Annotated in this window: 12 protein-coding genes; 7 read left to right on the top strand and 5 right to left on the bottom strand. The window is 72.3% G+C overall.

What is annotated here, in order from left to right; translation table 11 throughout:
* Positions 1–5: 5 nt before the first annotated feature.
* Complete coding sequence (locus tag QC283_RS04280) at positions 6–1,220, bottom strand: serpin family protein (protein ID WP_279559972.1); 1,215 nt, start codon at positions 1,218–1,220, stop codon at positions 6–8.
* A gap of 129 nt (positions 1,221–1,349) precedes the next feature.
* Between QC283_RS04280 and QC283_RS04275 the strand changes: the two genes are divergently transcribed.
* The 6 genes from QC283_RS04275 to QC283_RS04250 all read left to right on the top strand — a co-directional run bounded on the left by QC283_RS04275 (position 1,350) and on the right by QC283_RS04250 (position 7,952).
* Complete coding sequence (locus QC283_RS04275) at positions 1,350–2,567, top strand: DUF4190 domain-containing protein (protein WP_279559971.1); 1,218 nt, start codon at positions 1,350–1,352, stop codon at positions 2,565–2,567.
* A 147-nt stretch (positions 2,568–2,714) separates the two neighbouring features.
* Positions 2,715–3,467, top strand: a complete 753-nt coding sequence (locus QC283_RS04270) for a GntR family transcriptional regulator (RefSeq protein WP_279559970.1) — start codon at positions 2,715–2,717, stop codon at positions 3,465–3,467.
* Positions 3,468–3,843: 376 nt separating this feature from the next.
* Complete coding sequence (locus QC283_RS04265; protein ID WP_279559969.1) at positions 3,844–4,035, top strand: SPOR domain-containing protein; 192 nt, start codon at positions 3,844–3,846, stop codon at positions 4,033–4,035.
* A gap of 65 nt (positions 4,036–4,100) precedes the next feature.
* A complete protein-coding gene (locus tag QC283_RS04260; protein WP_279559968.1) occupies positions 4,101–4,523 on the top strand; it encodes a (deoxy)nucleoside triphosphate pyrophosphohydrolase in 423 nt (140 codons plus the stop codon).
* Between the two features lie 134 nt (positions 4,524–4,657).
* Positions 4,658–5,068 (top strand): ATP-binding protein, encoded by a 411-nt coding sequence (locus tag QC283_RS04255; protein WP_279559967.1) that lies wholly within the window; start codon positions 4,658–4,660, stop codon positions 5,066–5,068.
* Between the two features lie 286 nt (positions 5,069–5,354).
* Positions 5,355–7,952, top strand: a complete 2,598-nt coding sequence (locus QC283_RS04250) for a SpoIIE family protein phosphatase (RefSeq protein WP_279559966.1) — start codon at positions 5,355–5,357, stop codon at positions 7,950–7,952.
* A gap of 24 nt (positions 7,953–7,976) precedes the next feature.
* Here the strand turns inward: QC283_RS04250 and QC283_RS04245 are convergent, their stop codons facing one another.
* Positions 7,977–8,111: a hypothetical protein gene (locus QC283_RS04245; RefSeq protein WP_279559965.1), complete on the bottom strand. Its 135-nt coding sequence runs from the start codon at positions 8,109–8,111 to the stop codon at positions 7,977–7,979.
* Between the two features lie 124 nt (positions 8,112–8,235).
* On the opposite strand from QC283_RS04245, the gene QC283_RS04240 reads away from it, so the two are divergent.
* Positions 8,236–9,372 (top strand): glycosyl hydrolase family 18 protein, encoded by a 1,137-nt coding sequence (locus tag QC283_RS04240; protein WP_279559964.1) that lies wholly within the window; start codon positions 8,236–8,238, stop codon positions 9,370–9,372.
* Here QC283_RS04240 and QC283_RS04235 read toward each other — a convergent pair.
* From QC283_RS04235 to QC283_RS04225, 3 genes are read right to left on the bottom strand one after another with little or no spacing between them, the layout of a single operon-like run.
* Positions 9,369–10,139, bottom strand: coding sequence for a succinate dehydrogenase/fumarate reductase iron-sulfur subunit (locus tag QC283_RS04235; protein WP_279559963.1), 771 nt, complete (start codon positions 10,137–10,139; stop codon positions 9,369–9,371). The two genes, QC283_RS04240 and QC283_RS04235, sit on opposite strands and share 4 nt — an antisense overlap.
* A complete protein-coding gene (locus QC283_RS04230) occupies positions 10,136–12,079 on the bottom strand; it encodes a fumarate reductase/succinate dehydrogenase flavoprotein subunit (protein ID WP_279559962.1) in 1,944 nt (647 codons plus the stop codon). Before QC283_RS04230 ends, QC283_RS04235 begins: the two co-directional genes overlap by 4 nt.
* Positions 12,079–12,915, bottom strand: a complete 837-nt coding sequence (locus QC283_RS04225) for a hypothetical protein (RefSeq protein WP_279559961.1) — start codon at positions 12,913–12,915, stop codon at positions 12,079–12,081. Before QC283_RS04225 ends, QC283_RS04230 begins: the two co-directional genes overlap by 1 nt.
* Positions 12,916–12,941: the final 26 nt, after the last annotated feature.

Genomic DNA, 12,941 nt, shown 5'->3' with positions numbered 1-12,941 from the left:
CTGAGTCAGTGACCGCTCTCCGGTAGATAGACCTCCTCGTCCTCGCGGTGCGGCTCCGGGTCGGTGACCCAGCCCGCCGCGAGGACGAGGCGCGAGTGCCGGTGCACGGCGAGGAAGCCGAAGGGGCGGTCGAAGACGGCCCGCACGGTGGTGCGCAGCCAGCGCGCCCTCGGCATCCCGGCGCCCATCGCGCCCATCGCCGTCACCGCGGCGGCCTCGAAGCCCCGGGCGTCGAACCGGGCCAGCGCGGACTGCCGGGCCGCCTCGACACACAGGGGATACGGGCTGACGCCGGGGAAGTGACCGGGAACGGCCCGCACGGCCGCCGTCAGCCCGAACAACTCCACGCGGTCCAGCAGGTCGTGGTCGGCCGTCAGGCCGTACGCCGGTGCCGTGACGTCGAGCGCCGGCGGCTCGGGCGTCGTCGTGTGTTCCCGTACGACGCTCAGGCCGGGGCCCGCGTCTCCGTACGGCAGCCGGGGGCCCGGTACGACCGGGTGCGTGCGCGCGAGTACGCCGATCCCCGCCCCCAGCACCCGACCCGGCGCCATGCCCTCCTCGCCGAGCAGCAGATGGACGTCGACGGCGGTGTCGCCCAGTACCTTCAGCTCGGTGACATGGCCGTCGGGCGTGTCCGCCACGCCGATCCGGTCCAGCACCGCGCTCTCCCGCCACAGGCCCCGCAGCTCACGCCCTCGCCACGGTCCGCTCTCCGGCGCGAGGTACCCCTCCTCGAAGGGCCGCAGCCACCGGGTCCGCAGCGCCAGCGCGCTCACCAGCACCATCTCGGTGTCCGGTGTGACCGCCGCCGGCATCCGCCCGATCAGCCCGCCCGTGCGCTTCGCCGCCCAGGCGTCCAGCGCCTCCCGGTCGGCCGCCGCGTCGCCCGTGAGCACCCCGTGCGCGCCGGCGGGCAGCCCCGCCTCCCACCGCTCGCGCAGTTCGAGGGTGCGCCGGGTCCACAGGCCCAGGGCCGCCTCCAGGCCGCGCACCGAGCCGAGTCCGGCGAGCAGTTCGCGGGCCGCGCCGCCCGCCCGGTCGGCCGGGATGCCCACCGCCTGGGCCAGTTCCGCCCGGGCCGCGCCCGCCGCGCCGTCCGCGAGCAGGGCGAGCAGGGGCCACACGCCCACCGCGGAGAACACCGTGCCGCCGCTCGTGGTGTCCGCCCAGCGCGCGGTGAGACCGTTCACCGCGCGGATCGTCGCCTTCGAAACCCGCATACCGCCCCCGTCCGCCGCGCGCTTACCATGCGCTTTGTGATCGGCGGCGGGCCGCCCGTCGGGCCCGGCCCCGAACCCCCAGCCCCGCGGCGCCTTCGCGTCACCGTCCGAAACAGGAGCACGGTACACGTGTCCATACCGCCGCCGTCCGGACCCCAAGAGCCCTACTCCCAGGGCCAGTACCCGCAGGGGCAGTACCCGCAGGGACCGTATCCCGGGCAGCAGCCCTATCCGGCCTATCAGACCTATCCGGTCCCTCCGGGCGGCTGGGGGCAACCCGGCCCGCCCTACGGGGCCCACCCCCGCAAGCCGCCCGTCAACGGTGTCGCCATCGCCGCGTTCGTGCTCGGTGTCTTCTGCTGCGTGCCGGCGGTCGGGCTCGTGCTGGGGCTGATCGCGCTGGCCCGGATCAGGAGGAGGGGCGAGCGGGGCAAGGGGTTCGCGGTGGCCGGTTCCGTGCTGTCCTCCGTGGGGTTGGCCCTGTGGGTGGTGTCGCTCTCCACGGGCGCCGCCGCCGACTTCTGGGACGGCTTCCGGGACGCCGCGCGCGGTGAGGGCACCGCCTACTCGCTCGAGAAGGGCCAGTGCTTCACCACCCCCAGCGGTTCCCTGGAGGGAGTGACGTACGACGTCGACGAGGTGCCCTGCGAGGAGGAGCACGACGGCGAGGTGTTCGCCTCCTTCGAGCTGCCGGGCGGAGCCTTCCCCGGTGACGACATGATCACCCGGATCGCCGACGACCGCTGCTACGCGCTCCACGACGACTACGCCATGGACACCTGGGCCCTGCCCGCCGACGTCGACGTGTACTACCTGACACCGACCTCGCAGAGCTGGCGCACGGGCGACCGGGAGGTCACCTGCCTGTTCGGGAACACGGACGAGCGGGGCAAGCTGACCGGCTCCCTGCGCAACGACGAGACGACGCTGGACGCCCACCAGCTCGCGTACCTGAAGGCGGACGGTGTCCTGAACACGGCGTTGGATTCGGTGCCCTCGTCCGAGTACTACGAGGACGATCCGACCGTCCACAAGGCGTGGGCGGGCCGCGTGGCGCGCGCGCTCACCGAGCAGACCGGGATGCTGCGCGAGCACTCCTGGCCCGCCGGCGCCGAACAGCCGGTCACCGAGCTGATCGGCAACCTGGACGAGGCGCGGAAGGCGTGGGCCGCGGCGGAGGTGGCCACCGAAGCCGACCTCTACTACACGCACCTGGACAAGGGCTACGGGCTCATGGACTCCGAGAGGACGGTCACCGCGCGCGAGGCTCTGGGCCTGCCCGCGACGCCGCCCGTCTACGGGGAGGACGGCGGCGGTGCGGGAGAGACACCCGGCAAGGAGGTGTGACGGCGGCCGCAGCGGGGAGAAAGTGCCTGCGTAAAGCCTTCCGGAAACCCGGGTCATCACATCGAGTGATTCTCTGGCCTTTGCTTGCCTGGCACAACCTACGGTTGCCACGCTGTTGCTGTCTGTACAACCTGATGGGAGCGGCCAGTGACATTCGGTGAGCAGCCGGCGTATCTGCGTGTCGCGGGTGATCTCCGTAAGAAGATCACCGACGGCCTGCTGCCGCCCCACACCCGCCTCCCGTCCCAGGCGCGGATCCGCGAGGAGTACGGCGTCTCGGACACCGTCGCCCTGGAGGCACGCAAGGTGCTGATGGCCGAGGGGCTGGTCGAGGGCCGCTCCGGTTCCGGGACGTACGTGCGCGAGCGGCCCGTGCCCCGGCGGATCGCCCGCTCCGGCTTCCGGCCGTCCGGCGGCGCCACCCCCTTCCGGCAGGAGCAGGCCGACGGCGAGGCGCGCGGCACGTGGGAGTCGCGCAGCGAGCAGGCCGAGGCGAGTCGCTCCGTCGCCGAGCGGCTCGGGATCAAACCCGGGGACCGGGTGATGTGCACGCGGTACGTCTTCCGGGAGGGCGGCGAGGCCATGATGCTCTCCACCTCCTGGGAGCCGCTGGACCTCACCGGCCGCACGCCGGTGATGCTGCCCGAGGAGGGTCCGCTCGGCGGCATGGGCGTCGTCGATCGCATGGCCGCCATCGACGTCGTCGTCGACAACGTCACCGAGGAGGTCGGTGCCCGCCCCGGCCTCGCCGATGAGCTGCTCGCCCTGGGCGGAGTCCCGGGGCACGTGGTTCTGGACATCCAGCGCACCTTCTACGCCTCGGGCCGGGCGGTCGAGACGGCCGACGTGGTCGTTCCGGCCGACCGGTACCGGGTGGCGTACCACCTGCCCGTCAAGTAGCGGCGCCGCCGGGGCAGTTCAGGCGGCCCCCTGTGGTGTGAGATGGCGCACGCCTCCCGTGCGCCCCCCCGCGCCCTTTTCCCGCGCCCGCACGGGTGTCCGTTCGCCGTGCCGTCCCTCGCACGGCGCCGTGATCGAGCCGTTCCCGCAGGTCGCCCACCATGGTCCCCGGCATGCCTCCGACCGGTGGTGTCGGCGCGCGGGGACGGCGCGTTCCGTATCGTGCGCCCCCTGCGTTCTGGCTGGTTGCGTACCTCTTTGTGCAAAGCCGTATTCGCTGCGTGAAGGTTAGGCGTAGGGTCGGGCATATGCGGATCGGGGTTTCCTTGGCGGGCGGGGTGCGGCGCGGGCCGTGGACGGGAAGCGGAGGGGCGCGATGAACGACGGCATGGTCACTCTTCCCTGGCTGGTCTTCCGGCAGGACGACAACGGCAATCGCTACCGCGTGGGCAGATACGCGACCCGGGCCGAGGCCCAGCGGATCGCGGACAACCTCGACGGTCGCGGCCACAAGCAGCTCTACTGGGTCGAGAAACTCGGCCCGAACGGAACGGGCCCGGCGGACTGACCGCCCCGACAGGCCCCGTCGGCCGGTGCCGCCCACCGCCCCGTGCGGGCCGTAGGCTCCGGCGCATGAAGGAACGGATCGTGGTGGGTGCCGCCCTGGTCGACGGCGGACGTCTGCTCGCGGCGCGCCGCAGCGCACCGGCCGAGCTGGCCGGACGGTGGGAGCTGCCCGGCGGCAAGGTCGAGGCGGGTGAGGCGCCCGAGGCGGCGCTCGTACGTGAACTGCGCGAGGAACTGGGCGTGACGGCCGAGCCCGGTGAGCGGGTCCCGGGACAGTGGCCGCTGAGAACCCCGTTCGTCCTGCATGTGTGGACGGCGCGACTGCTCCCCGGCTCCGCCGCCCCCGAGCCTCTCGAGGACCACGACACCCTGCGCTGGCTCGCCCCCGCCGAGATCTGGGACGTGCCCTGGCTCGACCAGGATGTGCCGGCCGTCGAGAGGGTGCTCGCACACCTGGGACTGGAGACGACTGACGCGCCGGGCGCATGAGCGAACCGGGGCGAGCGCCCCGTACGCCGTCGGTGCCACAGTGCGCCCTCCGAGCGGTACCCGGACACCAATATCGGGTATGTCGCTGTTAACCCCACCAAATCAGACGTGGGTGGGGGTCGCAGGCCCGGGAAGTGATCGGCGTGATCGACGGCGAAGGCGGCTGTGCCGAGTGGGTCTTCCCCGCGGTGCCGGACGCCGTGGGGACCGCCCGCTCCCTCGTCCGCCGCACGCTGCGCGAGTGGGAGCTCGACAGTGTCGGAGACATCGCCGCCCTGCTGGTCAGCGAGCTGGTGACCAATGCCCTGCGGCACGCCACCGGCCCTATCGGCGTCCGCCTGGCACGCCGCCCCGCCGGGCCTGGCGGCGTCCTGCTCGTGGAGGTCTCCGACCCCCTCCGGGATCCGCCCCGCGAGCGCGTCGCCCGCCCCGGTGACGAGGACGGCAGGGGCCTCCAGCTGGTGGCCTCCTCCGCGAGCCGTTGGGGGACCCGGCCCGGAGAGGTGGGCAAGACGGTGTGGTTCGAACTCGCGGTGCCGGGATGACCGGGTGGCCGGTGGTACACCGCTCAGGCGTCATGAAATGTCCTGATATCTACACCGCTCATGTCGATCAACTGGTTCAGGCCAGTGGCAGTTGTGGAACTACGTGATTCGATGCCGTGTCCGCTGGTTAGAAGACTGGAAGTGTTGTCACGGTCCGGACCGAAAAGCATCGGGACCGTGCTGTGATCGTGAACACCGTGTCGTGCGGCGCCGTAGTGCTGGATACTGCGGGCAGCCGCCCCCGGTGACCGGTGCCGGACGCGGTGAGCTGGAGGGGACGGTTCGCGTGAGCGAGATACCAGCGAGGGCCTCGGAGCCCGAGGGCCCGTCGGGCGGTGCGTCGGACGGCGCGCCGTTCGCTGACGCGGTCTGGCAGAGCAGCCCGCCCGGCTCCATCTACGACTACATCAAGGTCGCGTCCTTCTCCATCGGCCCCGACGGGCTCGTCGACCAGTGGAGCCTGCGCGCGGAGCAACTGCTCGGCATCCGGGCCGAGGACGCCGTGGGCACCGACCCCATCGAGGCCTTCATCGACCCCGACCTGCGGGAACGGGGCCAGCGCAAGATGGCCGAGATCCTGGACGGACGGGAGTGGACCGGCGTGGTCCCCTTCCGGGTGCCGGACGACGACGCCGACGGCGAGCGGAGCCGGCGCGGACAGCGCGGACTCGCCGAGGTCTACGTCATGCCGACCCGCACGGAGGACGGGGAGAAGGCCGCCGTCTGCATCGTCGTCGACGTCCGCGTCCTGCGCAGCATCGAGACCGACCTCGCCGCCTCACAGGCCATATTCGGCCAGTCTCCGTTCGGCTTCCTGCTGATCGACCCCGACCTCAGGGTGCGCCGCGCCAACGAGCGGTTCGCCTCGGTCTTCGGCGGCACGCCCGACGACCACCGGGGCAAGGGCGTCCACGACTACCTGCCGCGCGCCGAGGCCGACCGGGTCTCCGCGACCCTGCGCCGGGTGCTGGAGACCGGCGACTCCATCACCGACATGCACGTCACGGGCTTCGCGCCGCACTCCGACGGACGCCGCCACTGGTCCGTCAACCTCTACCGCGTGCACAGCGGTTCCGGCCGGCCCATCGGCATCTCCTGGCTCGGCACCGACATCACCGCCCGCCGCGAGGCCGCCCGCGAGGCCGCCTCCGCCCGGCGCAACCTCGCCCTCCTCAACGAGGCGGGCGCCCGCATCGGCAACTCCCTCGACCTGGAGACCACCGCCCGCGAACTCCTCGACGTCGTCGTCCCCGGCTTCTGCGACCTGGCCACCGTCGACCTCTACCAGGGCTTGCTGGTCGGCGACGAGACCCCGCCCGGACTCGCCGACGGCAGCGCGGAACTGCGCCGCGTAGCCTTCTCCAGCGCCGTCTCCGACGTGCCGTTCCACGGCACCGGCGAGCGGGTCCGGCTCGGCGCCGTCCACCACTACCCGTTCAACTCGCCCTGCGCCGACGCCCTGCGCACCGCCCGCCCGCGCACCGTCCCCGCCGAGGACGGCGGCCTCGTGCAGTCCACGCTCGCCGTGCCGATGGTCGCCCACGACACGGTCGTCGGACTCGCGCAGTTCGCCCGCACCAAGGGCAGCGAACCGTTCGGCGACCGCGACCGGGACCTCGCCGTGGAACTGGCCGCGCGCGCCGCCGTCTGCATCGACAACGCCCGCCTCTACCGGCGCGAGCACGAACGCGCGCTGATACTGCAGCGCTCCCTGCTCCCACCCGGCGACCCCGAGGCCTCCGGCCTCGACATCGCCTGCCGCTACCTGCCCGGCAACGCGGCAACCGGCCGGCCCAGCGAGGTCGGCGGCGACTGGTTCGACGTCATCGAACTGCCCGGTCACCGGACCGCCTTGGTCGTCGGCGACGTCATGGGCCGCGGCCTGCGCGCCGCCGTCGCGATGGGCGAGCTCCGCACGGCCGTCCGCACCCTGGCCGGACTCGACCTCGAACCGGCCGAGGTGCTCGCCCAGCTGGACGAGATCGCCCGCGGCCTCGGCGCTCCCGGAAGCGTCCAGCAGGCGACCCGGGCCGCCCGCCGCCCCCGCGAGGCGGACCTCTCCGAGGTCTACCTGGCGACCTGCGTCTACGCCGTCTACGACGCGGTGACCAGGCGCTGCACCTTCGCCAACGCGGGCCACCTGCCCCCCGTCCTGGTCGAGCCCGGCGAGTCCGCGCTGATGCTGGACGTGCCGCCGGGCCTGCCGCTCGGCGTCGGCGGGGAGCCCTTCGAGGAGGTCGAGGTCGAACTGCCCGAAGGCGCCCTGCTCGCCCTCTACACGGACGGACTGGTCGAAAGCCGTGACCACCCCCTCGACGAGGGCCTCCAGTCCTTCGTGGGCGCGCTCACGGACTCCACCCGTCCCCTCGAGGACGTCTGCGACCAGGTCCTCAACACCCTCGACAGCCACCACGCCGAGGACGACATCGCCCTGCTGATGGCCCGCGTCCAGGGCCTGCCCAGCGAGTCCGTCGGCGACTGGACGCTGCCGCGCGAGCCGCGCAGCGTCGGCCGGGCCCGCGAGCTGGCCCGCGCCCAGCTGCTCGACTGGGACCTGGAACCGCTGGTCGACACCACGGAGCTGCTCGTCAGCGAACTGGTCACCAACGCCCTGAGGTACGGCGAGGGCGAGATCAGACTCCGCCTCCTCCTCGACCGCACCCTGGTCTGCGAGGTCTGGGACTCCGGCCTGGTCCAGCCCCGCAGGCGCCGCGCCCGCGACACCGACGAGGGCGGCCGGGGCCTGCAACTGGTCGGCCTGCTCAGCGCGGCCTGGGGCTCACGCCGTACGCCACGCGGCAAGACGGTCTGGTTCGAACTGCCCCTGCCGGGCGCCGACACCCAGCTGGCGGACCCGGCGGAGGCGTTGCTGAGCCTGTTCTGACGCTTCCGGTGTGCGACCCCGGTGTCACCTCCCGGTTCCGGGGCGGCCCGGGGTCGTACGGGTCCGGGCGCGCCGGGTGCGGCGCAGACGACCGTATCCGGCCAGAAGCAGGGCCGCCCCGGCCGTGACCAGGGGCGGCAGCAGGTCGGCGGAGATCACGGCGCCGCACTCCCGACCGCAACCGGAACACCGGTTCGAGTCGTCCACGCTGGCAACACGTTCGGAGCGTATGCGCGTGGACCGGCCCCCGCGACCGGGGACGGGCCACAGGGAGGGGAACGCCGTGGACCACACGGAGCCGAGCACGGAGCCGAGCACGGACCCGAGCACCACCGGCCCGGCGGCCACCGACGCTGATCCGGCGGTCACCGGCCCGGCGGCCACCGAAGCCGAGGACGCCCGTACGAGAAAGAAGAGACGGGTCCGTCGCGTCCGCCGCACCGTGCTCGCCGTTCTCATCGTCCTGCTCCTCCCCCTCCTCACCGCCGAGACCGCCCTGCGCGTCAACTACATGGGCGACCCCGCCGACGGCACCTACACCAGGAACCGCGACGCGATGTGGCTCGGCCACGCCTGGGTCGACGGCCGCAAGGACGACGCCGACCTCGCCGCCTTCGCCCGCCGCGTCAAGACCACCGGCATCCGCGACCTGTACGTCCACACCGGACCGATGGAGCACGACGGCACCCTGCCCGAGTCCCTGTACCCCAGGGCCCGCTGGCTGATCGACGCCGTGCACCGTGAGCTGCCCGGCGTCCGCGTCCAGGCCTTCCTCGGCGATGTCCTCGCCACCGAGAGCGCCGACGGCATGCGCCTGGAGCGGGCCGCCACCCGCGCCGCCGTCGTCCGCAGCGCCGGTCAGGTCCTGGACGTCGGCTACGACGGCGTCCACCTCGACCTGGAGCCCATGCGCTCCGGCGACCGGAACTACCTCTCGCTCCTCGACGACCTGCGCGAGACGACCCGCGCCCAGGACGCGCGGCTGTCCGTGGCCGCCCACCAGATCGACCCGCTCCCGGCCCTCCACTCCGTCTTCGGCGTCTTCACCGAGAACCCCAAGTGGTGGTCGCAGGAGTTCTTCGGCCAGGTCGCCCGCCGCGTCGACCAGATCGCCGTGATGACGTACGACACCGCGCAGCCGCTGGAGGGCACCTACGGCGGCTACGTGGCCCAGCAGACCTCCCTCGCCCTGGAGGTCACCCCGCCCACCACCCACCTGCTGATGGGCCTGCCCTTCTACCACGAGAGCAACTTCGACCACTGGGGCCACGCCGAGACCGTCGCCGCCGCCGTCCGCGGCGTCCGCCTCGGCCTCTCCCGGACCGACGCCGACCGCGAACTCTTCGGCGTCGCCCCGTACATCGACTTCGCGGCCACGGAGACGAACTGGAAGGAGTACCGGGAGGGCTGGGTCCGCTAGGACGACCGGCGCCTGATCTTCGACCCCAGCCACACCAGCGGGTCGTACTTGCGGTCCACAGCCCGTTCCTTCAGGGGGATCAGCGCGTTGTCCGTGATCTTGATCCCTTCCGGGCAGACCTCCGTGCAGCACTTGGTGATGTTGCAGTAGCCGAGACCGTGCTCGTCCTGGGCCGCGCGCCCCCGGTCCAGGCCGGTGTCGGCGGCCGCGTCCAGCGGGTGCATGTCCAGTTCGGCGACGCGCATGAGGAAGCGCGGGCCCGCGAAGGCCGGCTTGTTCTCCTCGTGGTCACGGACGACATGGCAGGTGTCCTGGCACAGGAAGCACTCGATGCACTTGCGGAACTCCTGCGAGCGGTCCACGTCCTCCTGCGTCATCCGGTACTCGCCCGGCCCGAGGTCGGCGGGCGGGACGAAGGCCGGGACCTCGCGGGCCTTGGTGTAGTTGAAGCCGACGTCCGTCACCAGGTCGCGGACGACCGGGAAGGCCCGCAGGGGCGTGACGGTGATCGTCTCCTCGGGGGTGAAGACGGACATGCGGGTCATGCACAGCAGCCGCGGCCGCCCGTTGATCTCCGCGGAGCACGAACCGCACTTGCCGGCCTTGCAGTTCCAGCGCACGGCGAGGTCGGGTGCCTGGGTGGCCTGGAGGCGGTGGATGATGTCGAGGACCACCTCGCCCTCGTTCACCTCGACCCGGAAGTCCTCCAGACCGCCGCCCTCGACGTCGCCCCGCCACACCTTGAAGCGGGCCTCGTAGCCGCTCATTGGGAAAGCTCCTCCTCGGCGAGGTACTTGACCAGCTCGTCCTTCTCGAAGAGGGCGAGCAGGTCGGGCCGGACGGGCTCGGTGGCCGTCCGCTCCAGGGTGATCTGGCCGCGCTCCGGGTCGGCCGCCGCGAGGCCGCCCGTCGGGTCGGTCAGGGAGCACAGCAGGTTGGCGGGGCGCCACCGGCGGTCCATCGACGGATGGTCCTCCCGGGTGTGCCCGCCGCGCGACTCGGTGCGTTCCAGCGCGGCCCGCGCCACGCACTCGCTGACCAGCAGCATGTTCCGCAGGTCCAGGGCGAGGTGCCAGCCCGGGTTGAACTGCCGGTGCCCCTCCACGCCGGCCCGCCGGGCCCGTACCCGCAGCTCCGCGAGCTTCTCCAGGGCCTGTTTCATCTCCGGCTCGCGGCGGATGATACCCACCAGGTCGTTCATCGTCTGCTGGAGCTCCTGGTGGAGGGTGTACGGGTTCTCCGGCGGTCCGTCGGACGACTCGGGCGCCTCCGCCTCGGCGGAGAACGGCCGCAGCGCCTCCGCGGCGGCGGCGTCGACCTGGGCGTCGTCCGGCCGGGGCCGTGCTCCCGGCGCCCGGCCCGCCGCGTACTCGGCCGCGTGCCAGCCCGCCCGGCGCCCGAAGACCAGCAGGTCGGACAGCGAGTTGCCGCCGAGCCGGTTGGAGCCGTGCATGCCGCCGGCCACCTCACCGGCCGCGTACAGCCCCGGCACCCCGCGCGCGGCGGCCGTGTCGGAGTCGACGGCGATGCCGCCCATCACGTAGTGACAGGTGGGCCCGACCTCCATCGGCTCCGCCGTGATGTCGACGTCGGCCAGCTCCTTGAACTGGTGGTACATCGAGGGCAGCCGGCGCTGGATCACCTCGGCGGGCATCCGCGTCGAGACGTCCAGGAAGACACCGCCGTGCGGGGAGCCCCGGCCCTCCTTCACCTCGGCGTTGATCGCGCGCGCGACCTCGTCCCGGGGGAGCAGCTCGGGGGGCCGCCGGTTGTGGTCCGGGTCGTCGTACCAGCGGTCGCCCTCCTCCTCCGTCACCGCGTACTTGTCCTTGAAGACGTCGGGGACGTAGTCGAACATGAACCGCTTGCCCTCGGAGTTCCTGAGCACCCCGCCGTCGCCGCGCACCGACTCGGTGACGAGGATGCCCTTCACCGACGGCGGCCAGACCATCCCGGTCGGGTGGAACTGCACGAACTCCATGTTCAGCAGCGGCGCCCCGGCCAGCAGCGCCAGCGCGTGGCCGTCCCCGGTGTACTCCCACGAGTTCGACGTCACCTTGAAGGACTTGCCGATGCCGCCAGTGGCGATGACCACCGAGGGCGCCTCCAGGACGAAGAACCGTCCGGTCTCGCGCTCGTAGCCGAAGACGCCCGATACCTGGCCGCCCTCCTTGAGCACACGCGTCACCGTGCACTCCTGGAAGACCTTCAGACGGGACTCGTAGTCCCCGGTCTCCCGGAAGTCCTCCTGCTGGAGCGAGACGATCTTCTGCTGGAGGGTGCGGATCAGTTCCAGGCCCGTACGGTCGCCGACGTGCGCGAGGCGTGGGTACTCGTGGCCGCCGAAGTTGCGCTGCGAGATCCGGCCGTCCTTCGTACGGTCGAACAGCGCGCCCCAGGTCTCCAGCTCCCACACCCGCTGCGGGGCCTCCTGGGCGTGCAGCTCGGCCATCCGCCACTGGTTGAGGAACTTGCCGCCGCGCATGGTGTCGCGGAAGTGGACCTGCCAGTTGTCGCCGGAGTTGGCGTTGCCCATGGCGGCGGCGATGCCGCCCTCGGCCATCACGGTGTGCGCCTTGCCGAACAGCGACTTGCAGATCACGGCCGTACGGGCGCCCCGCTCGCGGGCCTCGACGGCGGCGCGCAGCCCGGCGCCGCCCGCGCCCACCACGACGACGTCCCATTCCTGCCGGTCGACCACGGACATCAGAACAACCTCGGATCGTCGAAGGCACCGGAAGCGACGAGATACACGTAGAAGTCGGCGAGCGCGACGCTCACCAGCGACGCCCAGGCCAGCTGCATGTGGCGGGCGTTGAGCTTGCCGACCCACTGCCACATCCGGTAGCGCACGGGGTGCCGGGAGAAGTGCTTGAGCTTGCCGCCGACGATGTGCCGGCAGGAGTGGCAGGAGAGGGTGTACGCCCAGATCAGCACGATGTTGGCCAGGAACACCAGGGTGCCGAGGCCCATGTGGCCCCAGGCGTAGTGCTCGTCGCGGAAGGCCAGCACGGTGTCGTAGGTGAGGATGAGCGCGACCAGGAGGGCCGCGTAGAAGAAGTACCGGTGGATGTTCTGCAGGATGAGCGGGAAGCGGGTCTCGCCGGTGTACTTCTTGTGCGGCTCGGCCACCGCGCAGGCCGGCGGGGACGCCCAGAAGCCCCGGTAGTAGGCCTTGCGGTAGTAGTAGCAGGTCAGGCGGAAGCCGAGCGGGAAGATCAGGATGAGGATCGCGGGGGAGACGCCCCACCAGCCGCCGAAGATCTCCCAGTTGGGCCCGGAGCGCATCGGCTCGCAGTTCTCCGCCAGACAGGGGGAGTAGAAGGGCGAGACGTACGGGGCCGCGTAGTAGTCCGCGTTCGCGAAGGCCCGCCAGGTCGAGTAGACGACGAAGGCCAGCAGGCCGGCGGCGGTGGCGGCCGGTGCCAGCCACCAGCGGTCGGTGCGCAGGTGCCGGGCGCGGATGGCGGCGCGCGTCGGGGTGTGGACGCCGGCGCCTCGGGGATGGGGTTCGGTGGCTGGCGGTTCCGTACCAGTGGCCACTGGGCGACTCCGGTCGGTCGGGTCGG

The organism is Streptomyces sp. DH41 (genome assembly GCF_029813785.1).
Taxonomy (GTDB): Bacteria; Actinomycetota; Actinomycetes; order Streptomycetales; family Streptomycetaceae; genus Streptomyces.
This window is presented reverse-complemented; position numbering and strand designations above follow the sequence as displayed.

Excerpts from the sequence above, each read along its gene's own strand:
- QC283_RS04280 (WP_279559972.1), bottom strand. The coding sequence starts at position 1,220 with ATGCGGGTTTCGAAGGCGACGATCCGCGCGGTGAACGGTCTCACCGCG.
- QC283_RS04265 (WP_279559969.1), top strand. The coding sequence starts at position 3,844 with ATGAACGACGGCATGGTCACTCTTCCCTGGCTGGTCTTCCGGCAGGAC.
- QC283_RS04260 (WP_279559968.1), top strand. The coding sequence starts at position 4,101 with ATGAAGGAACGGATCGTGGTGGGTGCCGCCCTGGTCGACGGCGGACGT.
- QC283_RS04235 (WP_279559963.1), bottom strand. The coding sequence starts at position 10,139 with ATGAGCGGCTACGAGGCCCGCTTCAAGGTGTGGCGGGGCGACGTCGAG.
- QC283_RS04230 (WP_279559962.1), bottom strand. The coding sequence starts at position 12,079 with ATGTCCGTGGTCGACCGGCAGGAATGGGACGTCGTCGTGGTGGGCGCG.